The following is a 15,296-nucleotide window of genomic DNA, read 5'->3' as shown; positions in this document are numbered from 1 at the left end:
CTATGGAAATAATAATTGTTATCTGTTTGCTTATTGTTATTATCCTTTTGCTAAAAGACAAGCTGGTTATCTATAAGCCAGTGCGCAGGCAGCAAAAGCAGGAAAACAAAATAATGCCCGACCTGCCGGATATTATGGGGCAGCCTAAACCAGTGGAACGCCACACACTGCCAATGAATGCCTCCAAACGCCAAATAAATAAAAGCGACCATACACCTGATAATTTTGAAGCAGAAACCAAAGCAACAGGTTTTGAAAGGGAAATTCCGCAGGAAGAATTGGATGAAGTTTTCGGGAGTGTACCCGATTTGGAAGACAAGGAAGAAGAATGGAACGGATATGGGGATGAGAGCGGCGACAATGGGTTTGCTACGGGGGTTACCTTTGATGAACTAAGTACCGTTGGGGCATTGTTACAGCAAGATGTGCTGGAACCTGCGTTACAGAAAAAAGCGGCAAATATAGTTCAGCGCATACAGGGAACCGAATTGTTCAGCTTGCTTGAAAACTCAATGGAAGGGGCTTCGCAGAAGATAGCAGCGTTGTTGGATAAGAGCCTCTCCGCCGGAACGGATTTCAGTTCTTCCACTTTGCGGAATAGTAGTTTGGAGGGTTTCGACATAGGGGAGTTTGTCTGATAAGACAGCTTCCCTTTGTTTTTTTTGTATTGAAAGATGATGAGAGAATAAAAGCGTATCGCTAAAAATAATGAAGCGTTAAACACAAAAAGTTTGACGCTTTTTTTATGCCCTTTACACATTAGCAATGCCACTTACTGCCAAGTAATTCCAGCGAAAGACACATCATTATCGTGCCTTGTTTTCCATGACACTTTTGCCCCGAACGCTCGCAAGGTGCGGGCAAATAGTAACAAAAACAATTCAGTTTAATTATGGAAAAACAAAGTAAAAAAGTATTGCTGACGGGCGTTGCATTGCTCTCGGCATTTGGCGTGTTCGCACAGGGAAACGGAGGCGCAGGAATTAGTGAAGCCACGCAAATGGTAACATCTTATTTCGACCCCGCCACCAAATTAATCTATGCGATTGGGGCTGTGGTCGGCTTAATCGGGGGTGTGAAAGTTTACAACAAATTCAGCAGTGGCGACCCTGACACAAGCAAAACGGCGGCGAGCTGGTTCGGTGCGTGTATCTTCTTAATTGTTGCCGCTACTATTCTTCGTTCATTCTTCCTGTAAATCCAATGCCCTATGAGTAATTACAACATCAACAAAGGCATTGGAAGAACAGTAGAGTTCAAAGGACTGAAAGCGCAATACCTGTTCATTTTCGCCGGGGGCTTGCTCGGTGTGCTTATCCTCGTAATGATAATGTACATGGCAGGCGCAAACTCTTATCTGTGTCTGTTCATCGGGGCTGGCGGCGCATCGCTCATTGTATGGAAAACATTTGCGCTTAACGGAAAGTATGGCGAACACGGATTGATGAAGATGGGCGCAAAGAAAAAGCATCCCCGTTATATCATCTGCCGCAAAGCTGTACACCGCTATCTGAAGTTCACCCCTAAATCCAGTGGCTTATGAGAAACACAGCAAAAGCCACAACGCTGGAAAGCAAGTTTCCATTACTGGCGGTGGAACACAATTGCATCATTTCAAAAGATGCAGACATTACGGCTTGCTTTCAGGTGCATTTACCGGAACTGTTTACGGTAGCTTCTGCCGAATACGATGCCATTCATTCCGCATGGCACAAGGCTATCAAGACATTACCGGATTACTCCATTGTACACAAACAGGACTGGTACATTAAAGAAAATTATGCACCGGACATTGCGCAGGATGGATTGAGCTTTCTTGCAAAATCCTACCAGCAGCATTTTAACGAACGCCCTTTTCTTAATCATTACTGCTACCTGTTCCTTACAAAGACCACAAAGGAACGGATGCGGATGCAAAGCAACTTTAGTTCGCTTTGTAAAGGCGTTCTTATTCCTAAAGAGATAAGGGATAAAGAAGCCGTTCGCCGCTTCATGGAGGCGGTAGCGCAGTTTGAGCGCATTATCAATGATAGCGGTTTTGTAAAGCTGGAACGTCTTAGCGAAGACGACATTATCGGTACAGCCGACAAACAGGGATTGCTGGAGCAATACTTTACGCTGTCGAGGGAAGCGACAACCGCTATGCAGGACATAGCATTGGGCAGCGAAGATGTGCGTATCGGAAACAAACGCCTGTGTCTGCATACGCTTTCGGACACGGACGATTTGCCCGGAACGGTATCAGCTAATACGAGGTATGAAAAACTATCAACCGATAGAAGCGATTGCCTGTTGTCTTTTGCCGCTCCTGTGGGTCTGCTCCTTAGCTGCAACCACATTTACAACCAGTATTTGTTTTTGGATAACAGCGATGAGAACCTCCGCAAGTTTGAAAAGTCCGCACGCAATATGCACTCGCTGGCAAGGTACAGCCGGGCTAATCAGATAAACAAAGAATGGATTGAAAAGTACCTGAACGAAGCGCATTCATTTGGTTTGTCTTCCATCCGGGCGCACTTCAACATAATGGCGTGGTCGGACGAGCCGAACGAATTAAAGCAGCTAAAGAATGATACAGGCAGCGCACTCTCTTTAATGGAGTGCAAGCCACGCCACAATACCATTGACGTTGCTACGCTGTATTGGGCGGCAATGCCCGGCAACGCTGGCGACTTTCCGAGTGAGGAAAGTTTTTACACGTTCATCGAACCTGCTTTGTGTTTCTTCACCGAAGAAACCAATTACCAAAGCTCGCCATCGCACTTTGGTATTAAGATGGCGGACAGGCTTACGGGCAAGCCTATCCATTTGGATATTTCCGACTTGCCCATGAAGCGGGGCATCATCACGAACCGGAACAAGTTCATACTTGGCCCGTCAGGTTCGGGAAAATCTTTTTTCACCAACCACATGGTTAGGCAATACTACGAACAGGGCGCACACGTCCTGCTTGTAGATACAGGTAATTCCTATCAGGGTTTATGCGAATTGATTAAGGGAAAGACAAAAGGCGAAGACGGCGTTTATTTCACTTACACCGAAGACAACCCGATTGCTTTCAATCCTTTTTATACAGATGACAATGTATTTGATATTGAGAAAAGGGAAAGCATCAAGACACTCATTCTCACCCTTTGGAAACGGGATGATGAAGCGCCCAGGCGTTCGGAAGAAGTGGCGTTGTCCAACGCTGTGAGCGGCTACATCGAGCGCATTAAGCAATTGGATGAACGCCCCTCGTTCAACGGTTTTTATGAGTATGTAAAAGGCGACTACCGCAATGTTCTCGAAGAAAAGCAGGTAAGGGAGAAAGACTTTGACCTCGCAAATTTCCTCAATGTATTGGAGCCTTACTATCGTGGTGGGGAGTATGATTATTTGCTCAATTCCGACAAGCAACTTGACCTGTTGAGCAAACGCTTTATCGTGTTTGAGATTGATGCGATAAAAGACCACAAGATACTTTTTCCCATAGTTACCATCATCATTATGGAGGTCTTCATCAACAAGATGCGCAGGCTGAAAGGCGTGCGCAAACTCATCTTGATTGAAGAAGCGTGGAAGGCGATTGCGAAAGAGGGCATGGCAGAATACATCAAGTATCTGTTTAAGACGGTGAGGAAATTCTTCGGTGAGGCGATTGTCGTAACGCAGGAAGTGGACGACATCATTCAGTCGCCCATTGTCAAGGAAAGCATCATAAACAACAGCGATTGTAAAATCCTCTTAGACCAGCGCAAGTACATGAACAAATTCGATGACATCCAGGCGATGCTCGGACTTACTGACAAGGAAAAAGCGCAGGTGCTTTCTATCAACATGAACAACGACCCATCAAGGCTTTATAAAGAGGTATGGATTGGATTGGGCGGTACGCATTCCGCCGTATATGCTACGGAGGTATCGCTTCAGGAATATCTCGCATACACTACGGAAGAAACGGAAAAGCTCGAAGTGATGCAGCTCGCTCACGAATTAGACGGCAATGTGGAGCAAGCCATTAAGCGCATTGCTCTTGAAAGAAAATCGAAGCAGGACAATTACTAATTCTTAAAAATCAAAAACAGATGGGGAAAGAAAAAATAACGCTGCCCATTGGCAGCAGCAAGGCGCTCATTTTTGAAGCCGACCCCGCTAACAAAGATGAGCAGGATTTCGCAAAGCTGTGTAAAGAAGTCGCAGCCACGAAACCGCAAAGCATACAGGGATTTTTTACACGGCTCAATGAACTGCAACAGAAAAAGCCTCCTGAAGCCAGCAAAAAAATGAGCCGGAGAATGTAAGCAGCCTTTGCAACAGGCAAAAAGAAAAGCAAACAGTTATTAATCATTTTAAAAAATCAGAAACAATGAAAAGAACAATGTTACTGGTGTGTACGGCAATTATGCTTGCCGTTGCACCATCCGCTAAAGCGCAGTTTGTAGTAACCGACCCCGGAAACCTTATTTCCGGCATCCTCAACAGCGCAAACGAAATCGTGCAAACGTCCTCCACCGTATCGAACGTGATTAAAAACTTCGAGCAGGTGAAGAAAGTGTATGAGCAGGGCAAGGAATATTACGATAAGCTGAAAGCCGTAAACAATTTGGTGAAAGATGCCCGCAAAGTGCAGCAAACCGTAATCCTGGTTGGGGACGTGTCTGAAATGTACGTGAAGAATTTCGGCAAGATGATGAACGACCCAAATTTCACTCCGCAGGAATTGTCGGCAATCGCCAATGGTTATTCCATCTTACTGAACGAAAGCACAGCGCTGCTAAAAGAACTGAAACAGATAGTTACCGAAAACGGGCTTTCTCTCAATGACAAAGAGCGCATGGACATCATAGACAAGGTGTATAAAGAGGTTAAGGACTACCACAACCTCGTGCGCTACTACACTAACAAAAATATCTCCGTAAGCATTTTGAGGGCTAAGAAACAGAACAACACCAAAAGGGTGCTGGAACTGTACGGTACTGATGAACAAAAATACTGGTAAGCTATGGAATGGGATAATCTTCATGAACTCCTACGCTCACTGTATGATGAGATGATACCGTTGTCGGCAGATATGGCGGCAGTAGCAAAGGGCATTGCAGGGTTGGGCGCACTGTTTTACGTGGCGTTGAAAGTATGGCAGGCATTGAGCCGGGCGGAGCCGATAGACGTGTTCCCGCTTCTACGCCCTTTCGCTATCGGGCTGTGCATTATGTTTTTTCCAACAATGGTATTGGGTACTATCAATGCGGTAATGTCGCCCGTAGTGAAAGGCACGCACGCCATGCTCGATAATCAGGTGCTTGACCTGCACAAGCTGCAAGAGCAGAAAGACCTTTTGGAAAAGGAGGCAATGCTCCGCAATCCTGAAACAGCTTACCTCGTCAGCGATGAGGAATTTGATAAGAAACTGGACGAATTGGGATGGTCGCCGTCCGACCTGGTTACAATGACGGGCATGTACATGGAAAGGGGGATGTACGATTTAAAGAAAAGCATCCGTGATTGGTTTCGTGAACTGCTGGAAATGCTTTTTCAGGCGGCGGCACTGGTCATAGATACCATACGAACGTTTTTCCTGATTGTGCTGTCCATACTCGGACCAATAGCATTTGCTATTTCCGTGTGGGACGGCTTTCAATCCACCTTAACCCAATGGCTAACCCGGTATATCAGCGTGTATTTATGGCTGCCTATATCGGATATGTTCAGCTCCATGCTGGCAAAAATACAGTCGTTGATACTGGAACGGGATATTTCCATGCTGGCAGACCCTAACTACGTTCCCGATACCTCGAACACGGTGTATGTCATATTCATGCTGATTGGCATTGTGGGCTACTTCACCATACCAACGGTGGCGGGTTGGGTTATACAAGCTGGTGGCGCAGGAAACTTCATGCGCAACGTCAATCAGACCGCAGCAAAAACAGGCAACATCGCAGGAGCCGGAACCGGAGCCGTTACGGGCAACATAGGCGGCAGACTATTGAACAAATAATAATCATCTGTAAAAATGGAATTTAAAACACTAAGAAATATAGAGAACAGCTTTAAGCAAATACGGTTATATGCCATTGTATTTGCTGTACTCTGCATCAGTGTGGTAGGATATGCCGTATGGCAGTCCTACCACTTTGCGGAGTTGCAACGGCAAAAAATTTACGTGCTGGATAATGGTAAATCGCTGATGCTGGCATTATCGCAGGATGCAAGCATTAACCGACCTGTTGAGGCAAGGGAACACGTAAGACGTTTCCATGAATTGTTTTTTACGCTTGCCCCGGATAAGAACGCTATTGAAAGCAATATGAAGCGGGCTTTTAATCTTGCTGATAAATCAGCTTTCGATTACTACAAAGACCTTTCGGAAAAAGGTTATTACAACCGTATCATTTCGGGCAACGTGCAGCAACGCATTGAAGTGGACAGCGTGGTTTGCAATTTCGATACCTATCCTTATGCCGTAAGAACTTATGCCAAACAATTTATCATCCGTTCCAGCAATGTTACAAGGCGCAGCCTTATAACCTCCTGCTACCTCGTGAACTCCGTCCGTTCGGACAACAACCCGCAGGGCTTCAATATCGAAAAGTTTGCTGTGTTGGAGAACAAAGACGTGGAGGTAATAGAACGATAAAATCAATGTTGTTATGGAAGCATTATCAGATTTAAACACGTTTGCCAACATCCTTACAGCTAAAGGATATAGCGGCTATTTCCATACGCAGGGTGCGTATGCCGGGAAGCTGAAAGACAGCATCAGCGAATATCTGGAGAACTGCCGGAAAGGTACGGAGGGCGCACCCAAACCGGATTTAATGCTTACGGGCTACCTGCAATGGGCGGGTGAAGATAAACCGAGGGTGGAATGCTGTATGTGGGTAAAGTACCTGAACGGAAAATTTGACCTCAAAAAAATGCAGGTCGTGAAAAAGGACTGCTTCGGGCAATTACTCAAACAATCGGAGCTAAATAATCTATCCACCATTGCAGCACCCAAAGTAACGGAGGCTATTGCTATGGTTAATGATGCTCCTGCGCAAAAGGCTGTTCCCCGCAATAAGCGGTTCAGGTTCTAAAACGGAATAATAGTCAAGGCATGAAAAATTTAAAAACAATCATTAATCGGTGGCTGGATAGGTTCAATGGACAGTGGCGGACGTTGCCGCTTAAAAAGCAGCAACGCTATATGCTGTTGCTCTTTGCAGGCTATGCGCTGTTGTCCGTTGTCGTCCTGCTGAAAGTATGCTATGATGTTGGTAACTCCGGTAACGGAATAAAGATAGAGCATATTGAAAACCCGGTTATCCAGCAAAAAAAGTCCCCGGTTACACCGCAGGACAGTATAAGAACAATTTTAAAACGTAAAATGTATGAAAGATAACGAAAACAAAAAAGTGAGCTTTCTTGTCGAAGACGATGAGCAGAAAGCCGGAACCGATGCACCGAAAGACGGTGCGCAGAACAAAGCCGAAAAGCTAAAGAAGCCTATCATATTCGCCCTTATGGGCGTGGTATTCTTCGGCTGTATGTACCTCATCTTTAAGCCATCAGCCGATAAGAAAAAGGTACAAAATATTGGTTTGAATGAAGCCGTACCGCAGGCTACCGATGCCGGGCTTCAGCCAGATAAGCAAAAGGCTTATGAGCAGGAAATGCTCGAACAGAAAATGCAGGAAAAGCGGGATGGGCTTACATCCCTTTCTGATTACTGGAATGCGGATAGCGCAGCCGATAAAAAGAAGATAGAGCCGGATGAGGGCAACGAAGACGATTACCCCGGAGGCGGTAAGCCAGGGAACAGCAATCCCGCTTTGAGCAGCTACCGTAATGCGCAAAGTGCGTTAAGCTCGTTTTATGACAACGGCAACAATGAAACGCAGGAACTCCGCAAACAGGTTGAAGAACTGAAAGACCAGTTGGCAGAAAAAAATGTACCGCCACCTACTACCGTTCAAGACCAGTTGGCATTGATGGAAAAGTCCTACGAAATGGCGGCTAAATATCTTCCGTCCGGTGCTGCCCAACCCAATAAGCTGGACACAACCGCTTTAGCAAAAGAGGCTCCAAAGGAACACTTTACAGCTTTTACTCCTGCAAAGAAAAATGCCGTATCTGCCCTGTACCGTGAGCCTACGGATAGCGCATTTCTGGCAAGCTGGAACGAAACCCGCAACAGGGGATTTTATACGGCTGGTGTTTCGGAGCAGGTGGTACAGCCTAAAAACAGCATCAGGGCAGTAGTGCAGGAAACGCAGGTGGTAACGGCAGAGAGCGATGTAAAACTTAGGTTGCTCGAACCTGCCCGTACTCCCACTGTGGTTATTCCTCCGGGAACTACAATAACAGCCAAAGCCAAATTTGAGGGCAGCCGTGTACAGCTTAAAGTAACTTCTATTGAATTGGACGGCAATTTCATTACTGTGGATATAACAGTATATGGCTTGGATGGTCAGCAAGGGCTTAGTGTGCCTTACTCGCCGGAAATGAATGCGCTTACTGAAATCGCTTCCAACATGAGCCAAACCTCCGGCACATCGCTTATGATGACCCGCTCCGCAGGGCAACAGGTAGCAGGCGACCTTTCCCGTGGCGTGATACAGGGTGTATCGGGTTACTTCTCCAAAAAAGTGAGAACGCCTAAAGTAACCATCAAAGCAGGGCAACAACTGTTTCTTGTTTCAAAAAAATAAATGTTCAACGCTAATAAACTAAAAAGAAAATGAAATCAATATTTAAAAGCATACTGGTATTAACCCTGATAATGGGTTATCATATCCATTCCTTTGCTCAACAGGCAACGAATACGGGCAAGTTAAGCATGGGCAAAGTAGAGCCTTACGAAATGCAGGTAACGTATAATAAGACCTCGCACCTGATATTCCCGGCAGCCATCCGTTACGTGGATTTAGGCAGTGAGTACCTGATTGCAGGCAAGGCAGAAGATGCAGAAAACGTACTTCGTATAAAGGCTGCCGTAAAGGATTTTACGGAAGAAACCAACTTTTCCGTAATCACGAATGACGGCAGGTTTTACAATTTCAATGTGTTTTACAGCCCTAACCCCACCTCGCTGAATTATGATTTGCTTACCATGCAAAAAGCATCTGACAGGGAAAACGGGAACGATGTATTGTTTGAGGAATTGGGCAACAATTCGCCATCACTGGCAGGGCTGCTCATGGAAACCATTTACAAAAAGAACAAAAGAATTGTAAAGCATATCGGTTCCAAAAGCTACGGCATACAGTTTTTGCTAAAGGGCATCTATGTACACAACGGCAAATTTTATTTCCATACGGAGTTGAGAAATAAAAGCAATGTTCCATTCAAAATAGACTTTGTGAATTTCAAGGTGGTAGATAAAAAAGTAGCAAAACGTACCGTAGTGCAGGAAAATCCTTTAACCCCTTTGCGTATGTATAAGCCACTGGATGAAATAGCAGGCAATACCGTTGAGCAAAATGTGTTCCTGCTCGACCAGTTTACTATCGCCGATGACAAGGTACTGATTATTGAAATTTTTGAAAAGAACGGCGGCAGGCAGCAAACGCTTCAGGTGGAAAACTCGGACTTGGTACACGCAAGGCAAATAAACGATATGCACCTGAAGATTAATTAATCCCTAAACAGAAAGAACAATGAGGAAATACATTTTTGCCGTAATGCTTCTAATAGCAGGTGTTACGGCGGTACAGGCACAACGGATGATGCCCAAACAAAAAGGGCTGGAAATAAATGCGGGCTTGCTGACCAAAGAAGTGAGCGAAAACTACTACCTGAATGTAATGCTTACCGTAAATGGTAAGAACGGCAATTACTGGCTATGGGGTGCGGAGTACACGCACCAGGTTTCCGATTACAGGGATTTGCGGATACCGCTCGAAGCCTATACGGGCGAAGTCGGTTACAGCCTCCAGTTGTTAGGCAATGCAAGAAAGAGCATCACCCTGAATGCCGGAGTAACCGCCGTTGCTGGTTACGAAACCATCAACCGGAGCAAGGCAACGCTGTATGACGGTTCTACCATACTTAATAAAGACAATTTCATTTACGGAGTCGGTGGGCGGCTATCTTTTGAAACGTATTTATCCGACCGTTTTGTATTGCTCCTGCAAGGGCGTACCAAAGTGGTATGGGGTACGGATTTAAAACAGTTCCGTCCATCGGCAGGCGTGGGATTAAGGTTTAACTTCTAAAAAGAACGAACAATGAAACGATTATTGAATAAAAGCAAATTTTTATGGATGCTTGTTGCGGTCATGACAAGTGCCATCATGCTATCTTCCTGCAATAAGGACGAACTGGATATACAGCAGAATTATCCCTTTGAGGTAAAGGTAATGCCTGTTCCAAAGGGCATTACCAACGGGCAGACCGTTGAAATACGGATTACGATACAGCGAAGCGGGGACTTCAAAGATGCCAATTACTTTATCTGTTATTTCCAATATGACGGGCAGGGTACATTACGGTATTACAATGATGCGCCGTACATGCCTAACGACCTGTACCCACTACCTCAAACACAATTCAGGTTATATTATACCTCGCAGTCCACCGTATCGCAGTCATTTGATATATGGATTTCAGACAACTTCGGTAATGAGCAGCAAGTGAGCTTTGAGTTTAACAGTAGCGATTAAAAACAAAAGTCCTGCCCGATACGGCGGGACTTTTTCATTTAAACCCTATTTATATTTTGTATTTTTGTTACCTGACGAAACAGGTATTTTGGTAAATTCAAAGAGTATAAATTTAACTGGTTATCGTTATGGTTGCATCATTGGTTTTAGGCATAATCGCTTTGGTATTGGGCTTAGGGTTGCGGTACTGGATTAACCGCAGGAAGTTTTACAGGCGAAGCCCAACCGGAGCCGAGGGCTTTTCATCTTATGAAAAGTCAGTTATCGTTACGTTTCTCGAACGCACAGGGAAATGGATAGCCTATATCCTGATTATATTCGGGCTACTGTTTTTATGGAGTTATTCAAGGCAGAAAAAAGCCAAAGAAAAAGCTGTGCAAAATACGGAGATACAAAACCCACGATAAATAACGATACAATATAGGAACGGTACAGGTCTTTACAGGCTTGTACCGTTTTCTTTTGTGCAAAGCATAAAAGAAATAGCAAATATCGGATTGCGTAGAACAATCAACATTGCTATCTTTGCAACTGAAAATATTAGAAAAATTTAAAGTGTTTTTGCTTTAAATCTCGATACTAAAAACTGGTAATTTTTAAATCCCGAGATATAAGTAAGAACGCTCATGCCACGGCGTGGGCGCTCGCTTATTCGGGATTAGGCTACCAGTGCCTTAGTATCGGTAAGTGTAGTTGCCTGCGCTTTTTTTATTTGCAGGTTCCGCAACTTAAAAATAGATATTATGGACACTGCAAATAATACCTTTCCTGCCTTACAATTTCCTGCCTCTGAATTATCGGCTTTTGCGGTTACTATGGGTGTATTTACCATATCCCTGAAAAATGGCAAGCTGGTACAGTTTAAACCCCATAATGTACAAACCTTTTACGAGTGGCTAATAGCGCATGGCGTGAGAGATATAAAAGAAGATGAACGGGCAAAGGAGAAGCCCCCCGATAATACGAAAAGCGGCGGTTGGAAAGCATTATTTAAGTATAAACACAAAAATAAAAACCATGAGTGATAATAAAAACATAATCAGGATAGCACTCATAGACGACCACGACCTGCTAAGGCAGGGCATCTTACAACTTCTCGGAGGGGTCGGTTTTGAAACCGTATTTGAAGCTGAAAACGGGCAATCAGCTATGCAGAAAATAGCAGCCTGTGAAACCTTGCCCGACCTGTGTATCGTGGATGTCAATATGCCTGTAATGGATGGTTTTGAAACAACCAAAACACTGCTCGGCAGATACCCACAATTACGAATACTGGCATTTAGTGTAAACGACAATGAAAAGGACGTGCTGAAAATGCTCGAATGTGGGGCAAACGGCTATATCCTGAAAGGAGCCGACCCTGCGGAGCTAAAAAAAGCCATTGAGATTATCTATGATGGTGGCTGTTATTTCAGTGCCGGAGTTTCAGAAATAGCAAGAGGCTATTTTGAGCAACAATTACAATCTTAGGTTTCTTTGTTACTTTCTTTTTCGCTGAACTCACGAAAGAAAGTAATCCCCTTAAAACAATAAATGGGATAATGAATATCCCACTAACAAAATCTGCAACCTGTTTGGCAAAATGTATTCCGTATGCAGTGGTGCGCAGGCATTACATTTTGGCAAAGGGGTTGTACCGCTTTGTGCAAAAAGACTGTCCCGACCATCGGGAGGAAGTGTCTTTTTGCCGCCCTGTTTTTCGGGCTGGCTATGGGAACGGTACGCTTACCGTTCCCTGTGAATTGGCTTCTTACTATCACGGTTATAATTAATCCTGTACCCGTTGGATTGGATAATACCCTCTAATAAATTCCTTGCCTGTGTAGTATCCCAATCGTCAATTTTGGTCATGTCTAAATAGTGCAGCCTTTCAAATTGCTTTACCATTATAGCAAGTATGTTCAATGCCTTATATTCCGTTTTATCTGCAAGATTGCTCATTTTTCTTTGATTTTAGTTGTAATAATTTTTGGTATATATCCCGCCAATATGCTTGCCTTGCCTTTCCTTGTCGCTTTCCACTGGCGGGACGTGGTGGCAATCTTTAAAATATTCTGCCTGTTCAATGGCTTTGTCAAGGTCGGTTACTTCTTTTCGTAAGCCGTTTAAATCTGTTATGTACTGCATGGCTATTGGATTATTTGCGTTAATAAAATGTCTTCCGTCCAAAATTCTTCGCTCGTATGCTTGCCGTATGCTGTATAGTAACCTGTACCGTTTGCCCGTAATGCTATCCTGTAACAATCCAATCGGTTTTCAGGCGGAGTAAGGCTTGCCAGTTCGTTTTTATCCAGTTCCACAAATGCCCAATCTTTGTACCCCAACAAATTTTCAATGTCGGGCTTATCTTCTTCGCCAGTGTTGTAAAAATCTACGGCGGTATCATAGAAGTTCATAGACTGGAATTGATAATTCCCCTGCAAGGGTGCAAGAAATTCAATGCGCTTTTGCTGTTCCTTTTTCCATTCTTCCGTAATATGGATAATGGCAAAATTGCAGTTATCCCATTCGCTGTTGGTGTTTGCTTTCACCAATAAATATGCGGTTGCTTTATCTGATAGTTTCATTGTCTTTGTTTTAAATTGTTCATATAAATTTTTGAAGATTGGCGGCGGCTTCTTTGTTCTCCTTTGTAATGGGTTGCCATTGGTCAGCCATTGTGGAAAGGATAGCATGGTATATGATTTTGGCTAACCTGTAATCCTGCTCCAAATCGTTTTCATAATCCAAAGCACCGCTATTCAATGCCTTGTTAAATAATTTTTCTATTTCGGTCAACGGTGGGTGCTGTTTTATTAACTCCTTGAACCGTTTTTTTAAATCTTCTTTTGTCATTGCTTTGATTTTTTTACAGGCGACCACCTTTGCGGTCGCCTGTGGTTAATACTAATTGTTAAGGGCTATTTTTCTATCCAAAAGCGTTTCCAGTATTTCAAATTCGCTTTCGTATGTTTCGCCCTCAAAATGATAGAGGTCTGTATCTTCGTCTAATTCAAAAGCATCAAAATCGCTTTGTTCTAAAAAGGTGTTGGTTAATATGCCGTCTGTATATGTTACCCTGCCATATACCAAACAACCTAATTCCTCATAGTCGTATGTAAAATTCACTTTATAGTGTTCTGCTATCTGCCGCACTATTTCAATGTTAGGCGACCATCGGGTATCATAATAAAGTGCGTCTTCTTCTTCCCAGCGAATATCAAAAAACCAATCTCTTTCATCTTTTATGAATGCGGGTAGTTGCCCCTCCCGTGTTGCCTTTTCCTTTTTTGCCATTTGCAGGAACATATTTTTTATGCTCTGCAAAGTGGTTGGGTCTGCTTCAAACCAAACCACATTATTGCACCAATTAGCCATAATCAATTTTCGTTTAATGTTATTTGTAATAATTTTTCACTTCCGAAAAGCAGGTGTATTGCCTGTTTTAATTGGGGGTTACATTCGTCCATATCTGCATATTCAATAAGGCAGTGTACGGCAAACAGGGAATTATGCCCGTCAAAAAAATGGTCAGCAAACCAGCGGGGGCGTTTACATAATTTGTCCTGGTTCTTCTCAATTTCTTTGTGTGCATCCTGTACAAGCCTGTACCAAAATTCTGCGGTGAAAAAACCGCCTTTATGCCATCCCTCACGAAATGCGGTTTCATTTTGCAGGAAATACCCGCATTGCTTTTGTATGGCGTTTTGAATGTTTTGTAATTCTTCGGGAAACAACCCGCTTAGCAATGCGCCTTTATCTAAGTTGTCCATTTTGTTTAATGCTTTCATGTTACTATACTTTTTTGCTGTTAATCAATTTTAATTTTATGATTGCTCTTTCGGGGCAACCCTCTACGGCTGTTATCTGCTGTATTGCGCCCTGTTCCCCGCTTAGCGATACTACCCTAAGCCGTACCGTTCCTTTATCGTGTTTTAGGGTTGCTATATAAGTTTCTATTGTCATTGTCTTTGATTTTTAAAAAGCGACCACCTTTGCAGGCGGTCGCCTGTGATTAAAAACTGTGTTTATGAATTGTAGAATACATAGCCGTCCTCACTCCAATAATCCCCGCAAAACAAGTCTTTGGCGTATGCCTCGTAATCGAAATACTGTTTAGCGAAGTCGCTTAAATCCTCCCTTTCTTCAACAAGTTCCATTGCAAAATCTTCTTCGCTATCGTATTCGCCGATATAGTCGCTTTCAAAGACGCTGATTAGGTCGTCTATATCTTCGGATGATAGGCTACGATGCCCGTTATTGCACCATATTAGAAAAGGTTCTTTTTGGCTTTCCTCCATATTCTCGAAAGCCTCGATAACCTCAAAAATGTTATCGCTCATTCCGCATTCACTTATTAAACCCTCCGGGATGTTTTCGTAATCCTGAAACATAAATTCGGGGTCTTCCTCGTCATTGTGGAGTTCATGACAAGCGGTGTAAAATTCTTTCTTGTTGGCATAGTCGGACAGCTTCAGCCACTTTCCGAATATTGAACCGTCATTGTATTTTCCGTATGTTCCTACATATACGCTTGCTTCTGATATATTGATTTGATGTGTCATTTCTTTAGTATTTGAAAGTGATTGAATTGATTTTTTTGATTTATTCGGTATGGTGGGGAGGTGCTGTTTCGTTTCATTACCATTTCCACTGCTGTTAATCTTCATACCTGACATTTTTTTTATT

Annotated in this window: 23 protein-coding genes; 16 read left to right on the top strand and 7 right to left on the bottom strand. The window is 43.6% G+C overall.

The window, feature by feature from the left end; translation table 11 throughout:
• Nucleotides 1-2: 2 nt before the first annotated feature.
• From K7B07_RS24250 to K7B07_RS24175, 16 genes are all read left to right on the top strand, one after another.
• Nucleotides 3-638: a conjugal transfer protein TraD gene (locus K7B07_RS24250; RefSeq protein WP_223713134.1), complete on the top strand. Its 636-nt coding sequence runs from the start codon at nt 3-5 to the stop codon at nt 636-638.
• Nucleotides 639-892: 254 nt separating this feature from the next.
• Nucleotides 893-1,198, top strand: a complete 306-nt coding sequence (locus K7B07_RS24245) for a DUF4134 domain-containing protein (RefSeq protein WP_223713133.1) — start codon at nt 893-895, stop codon at nt 1,196-1,198.
• Nucleotides 1,199-1,210: 12 nt separating this feature from the next.
• A complete protein-coding gene (locus tag K7B07_RS24240) occupies nt 1,211-1,543 on the top strand; it encodes a DUF4133 domain-containing protein (protein WP_223713132.1) in 333 nt (110 codons plus the stop codon).
• On the top strand, nt 1,540-4,047 hold the full coding sequence (locus K7B07_RS24235) for a TraG family conjugative transposon ATPase (protein WP_223713131.1): 2,508 nt from the start codon (nt 1,540-1,542) through the stop codon (nt 4,045-4,047). Before K7B07_RS24240 ends, K7B07_RS24235 begins: the two co-directional genes overlap by 4 nt.
• Nucleotides 4,048-4,067: 20 nt before the next feature.
• Entirely contained in the window at nt 4,068-4,283 is a 216-nt protein-coding gene (locus K7B07_RS24230; protein WP_223713130.1) for a hypothetical protein, read from the top strand.
• Between the two features lie 65 nt (nt 4,284-4,348).
• On the top strand, nt 4,349-4,981 hold the full coding sequence (locus K7B07_RS24225; protein WP_223713129.1) for a DUF4141 domain-containing protein: 633 nt from the start codon (nt 4,349-4,351) through the stop codon (nt 4,979-4,981).
• Nucleotides 4,982-4,984: 3 nt separating this feature from the next.
• Nucleotides 4,985-5,980, top strand: a complete 996-nt coding sequence (gene traJ / locus K7B07_RS24220) for a conjugative transposon protein TraJ (RefSeq protein WP_223713128.1) — start codon at nt 4,985-4,987, stop codon at nt 5,978-5,980.
• Nucleotides 5,981-5,995: 15 nt separating this feature from the next.
• Nucleotides 5,996-6,619: a conjugative transposon protein TraK gene (gene traK, locus K7B07_RS24215; protein WP_223713127.1), complete on the top strand. Its 624-nt coding sequence runs from the start codon at nt 5,996-5,998 to the stop codon at nt 6,617-6,619.
• A gap of 13 nt (nt 6,620-6,632) precedes the next feature.
• Nucleotides 6,633-7,061, top strand: a complete 429-nt coding sequence (locus tag K7B07_RS24210) for a hypothetical protein (RefSeq protein WP_223713126.1) — start codon at nt 6,633-6,635, stop codon at nt 7,059-7,061.
• Nucleotides 7,062-7,081: 20 nt separating this feature from the next.
• Entirely contained in the window at nt 7,082-7,366 is a 285-nt protein-coding gene (locus K7B07_RS24205) for a nitrogen regulatory IIA protein (RefSeq protein ID WP_223713125.1), read from the top strand.
• Nucleotides 7,356-8,675: a conjugative transposon protein TraM gene (traM, locus tag K7B07_RS24200; protein WP_223713124.1), complete on the top strand. Its 1,320-nt coding sequence runs from the start codon at nt 7,356-7,358 to the stop codon at nt 8,673-8,675. The genes K7B07_RS24205 and traM overlap by 11 nt, the downstream gene beginning before the upstream one ends.
• 29 nt (nt 8,676-8,704) lie before the next feature.
• On the top strand, nt 8,705-9,604 hold the full coding sequence (gene traN / locus K7B07_RS24195) for a conjugative transposon protein TraN (RefSeq protein ID WP_223713123.1): 900 nt from the start codon (nt 8,705-8,707) through the stop codon (nt 9,602-9,604).
• Between the two features lie 19 nt (nt 9,605-9,623).
• A complete protein-coding gene (locus K7B07_RS24190; RefSeq protein WP_223713122.1) occupies nt 9,624-10,181 on the top strand; it encodes a conjugal transfer protein TraO in 558 nt (185 codons plus the stop codon).
• A gap of 12 nt (nt 10,182-10,193) precedes the next feature.
• Nucleotides 10,194-10,628 (top strand): DUF3872 domain-containing protein, encoded by a 435-nt coding sequence (locus K7B07_RS24185; protein WP_223713121.1) that lies wholly within the window; start codon nt 10,194-10,196, stop codon nt 10,626-10,628.
• Nucleotides 10,629-11,371: 743 nt separating this feature from the next.
• A complete protein-coding gene (locus tag K7B07_RS24180; protein WP_223713120.1) occupies nt 11,372-11,653 on the top strand; it encodes a hypothetical protein in 282 nt (93 codons plus the stop codon).
• Nucleotides 11,646-12,098, top strand: a complete 453-nt coding sequence (locus K7B07_RS24175) for a response regulator (RefSeq protein ID WP_223713119.1) — start codon at nt 11,646-11,648, stop codon at nt 12,096-12,098. The genes K7B07_RS24180 and K7B07_RS24175 overlap by 8 nt, the downstream gene beginning before the upstream one ends.
• 255 nt (nt 12,099-12,353) lie before the next feature.
• Here the strand turns inward: K7B07_RS24175 and K7B07_RS24170 are convergent, their stop codons facing one another.
• From K7B07_RS24170 to K7B07_RS24140, 7 genes are all read right to left on the bottom strand, one after another.
• Nucleotides 12,354-12,569, bottom strand: a complete 216-nt coding sequence (locus tag K7B07_RS24170; RefSeq protein WP_223713118.1) for a hypothetical protein — start codon at nt 12,567-12,569, stop codon at nt 12,354-12,356.
• A 12-nt stretch (nt 12,570-12,581) separates the two neighbouring features.
• Nucleotides 12,582-12,755: a hypothetical protein gene (locus K7B07_RS24165; protein WP_223713117.1), complete on the bottom strand. Its 174-nt coding sequence runs from the start codon at nt 12,753-12,755 to the stop codon at nt 12,582-12,584.
• A 2-nt stretch (nt 12,756-12,757) separates the two neighbouring features.
• Nucleotides 12,758-13,195: a hypothetical protein gene (locus tag K7B07_RS24160; protein ID WP_223713116.1), complete on the bottom strand. Its 438-nt coding sequence runs from the start codon at nt 13,193-13,195 to the stop codon at nt 12,758-12,760.
• Between the two features lie 19 nt (nt 13,196-13,214).
• Nucleotides 13,215-13,463, bottom strand: coding sequence for a hypothetical protein (locus K7B07_RS24155; RefSeq protein WP_223713115.1), 249 nt, complete (start codon nt 13,461-13,463; stop codon nt 13,215-13,217).
• Between the two features lie 51 nt (nt 13,464-13,514).
• Nucleotides 13,515-13,985 (bottom strand): DUF1281 family ferredoxin-like fold protein, encoded by a 471-nt coding sequence (locus K7B07_RS24150; protein ID WP_223713114.1) that lies wholly within the window; start codon nt 13,983-13,985, stop codon nt 13,515-13,517.
• 2 nt (nt 13,986-13,987) lie between these two features.
• The gene (locus tag K7B07_RS24145) at nt 13,988-14,398 is read right to left on the bottom strand and encodes a hypothetical protein (RefSeq protein WP_223713113.1); all 411 of its coding nucleotides are present in this window, start codon (nt 14,396-14,398) and stop codon (nt 13,988-13,990) included.
• Between the two features lie 237 nt (nt 14,399-14,635).
• A complete protein-coding gene (locus K7B07_RS24140) occupies nt 14,636-15,277 on the bottom strand; it encodes an antirestriction protein ArdA (protein ID WP_223713112.1) in 642 nt (213 codons plus the stop codon).
• Between the last annotated feature and the right edge of the window lie 19 nt (nt 15,278-15,296).

This window comes from Niabella beijingensis, assembly GCF_020034665.1.
Classification (GTDB): Bacteria; Bacteroidota; Bacteroidia; order Chitinophagales; family Chitinophagaceae; genus Niabella; species Niabella beijingensis.
The sequence above is the reverse complement of the archived record's forward strand: the minus strand, read 5'-3'. Positions and strand labels throughout refer to the sequence as shown.

Excerpts from the sequence above, each read along its gene's own strand:
- K7B07_RS24180 (WP_223713120.1), top strand. The coding sequence starts at position 11,372 with ATGGACACTGCAAATAATACCTTTCCTGCCTTACAATTTCCTGCCTCT.
- K7B07_RS24185 (WP_223713121.1), top strand. The coding sequence starts at position 10,194 with ATGAAACGATTATTGAATAAAAGCAAATTTTTATGGATGCTTGTTGCG.
- K7B07_RS24170 (WP_223713118.1), bottom strand. The coding sequence starts at position 12,569 with ATGAGCAATCTTGCAGATAAAACGGAATATAAGGCATTGAACATACTT.
- K7B07_RS24140 (WP_223713112.1), bottom strand. The coding sequence starts at position 15,277 with ATGAAGATTAACAGCAGTGGAAATGGTAATGAAACGAAACAGCACCTC.
- traK (WP_223713127.1), top strand. The coding sequence starts at position 5,996 with ATGGAATTTAAAACACTAAGAAATATAGAGAACAGCTTTAAGCAAATA.
- K7B07_RS24160 (WP_223713116.1), bottom strand. The coding sequence starts at position 13,195 with ATGAAACTATCAGATAAAGCAACCGCATATTTATTGGTGAAAGCAAAC.
- K7B07_RS24235 (WP_223713131.1), top strand. The coding sequence starts at position 1,540 with ATGAGAAACACAGCAAAAGCCACAACGCTGGAAAGCAAGTTTCCATTA.
- traN (WP_223713123.1), top strand. The coding sequence starts at position 8,705 with ATGAAATCAATATTTAAAAGCATACTGGTATTAACCCTGATAATGGGT.
- K7B07_RS24165 (WP_223713117.1), bottom strand. The coding sequence starts at position 12,755 with ATGCAGTACATAACAGATTTAAACGGCTTACGAAAAGAAGTAACCGAC.
- K7B07_RS24225 (WP_223713129.1), top strand. The coding sequence starts at position 4,349 with ATGAAAAGAACAATGTTACTGGTGTGTACGGCAATTATGCTTGCCGTT.
- K7B07_RS24230 (WP_223713130.1), top strand. The coding sequence starts at position 4,068 with ATGGGGAAAGAAAAAATAACGCTGCCCATTGGCAGCAGCAAGGCGCTC.
- traJ (WP_223713128.1), top strand. The coding sequence starts at position 4,985 with ATGGAATGGGATAATCTTCATGAACTCCTACGCTCACTGTATGATGAG.
- K7B07_RS24155 (WP_223713115.1), bottom strand. The coding sequence starts at position 13,463 with ATGACAAAAGAAGATTTAAAAAAACGGTTCAAGGAGTTAATAAAACAG.
- K7B07_RS24205 (WP_223713125.1), top strand. The coding sequence starts at position 7,082 with ATGAAAAATTTAAAAACAATCATTAATCGGTGGCTGGATAGGTTCAAT.
- K7B07_RS24210 (WP_223713126.1), top strand. The coding sequence starts at position 6,633 with ATGGAAGCATTATCAGATTTAAACACGTTTGCCAACATCCTTACAGCT.
- K7B07_RS24250 (WP_223713134.1), top strand. The coding sequence starts at position 3 with ATGGAAATAATAATTGTTATCTGTTTGCTTATTGTTATTATCCTTTTG.
- K7B07_RS24190 (WP_223713122.1), top strand. The coding sequence starts at position 9,624 with ATGAGGAAATACATTTTTGCCGTAATGCTTCTAATAGCAGGTGTTACG.
- K7B07_RS24175 (WP_223713119.1), top strand. The coding sequence starts at position 11,646 with ATGAGTGATAATAAAAACATAATCAGGATAGCACTCATAGACGACCAC.
- traM (WP_223713124.1), top strand. The coding sequence starts at position 7,356 with ATGAAAGATAACGAAAACAAAAAAGTGAGCTTTCTTGTCGAAGACGAT.
- K7B07_RS24150 (WP_223713114.1), bottom strand. The coding sequence starts at position 13,985 with ATGGCTAATTGGTGCAATAATGTGGTTTGGTTTGAAGCAGACCCAACC.
- K7B07_RS24240 (WP_223713132.1), top strand. The coding sequence starts at position 1,211 with ATGAGTAATTACAACATCAACAAAGGCATTGGAAGAACAGTAGAGTTC.
- K7B07_RS24245 (WP_223713133.1), top strand. The coding sequence starts at position 893 with ATGGAAAAACAAAGTAAAAAAGTATTGCTGACGGGCGTTGCATTGCTC.
- K7B07_RS24145 (WP_223713113.1), bottom strand. The coding sequence starts at position 14,398 with ATGAAAGCATTAAACAAAATGGACAACTTAGATAAAGGCGCATTGCTA.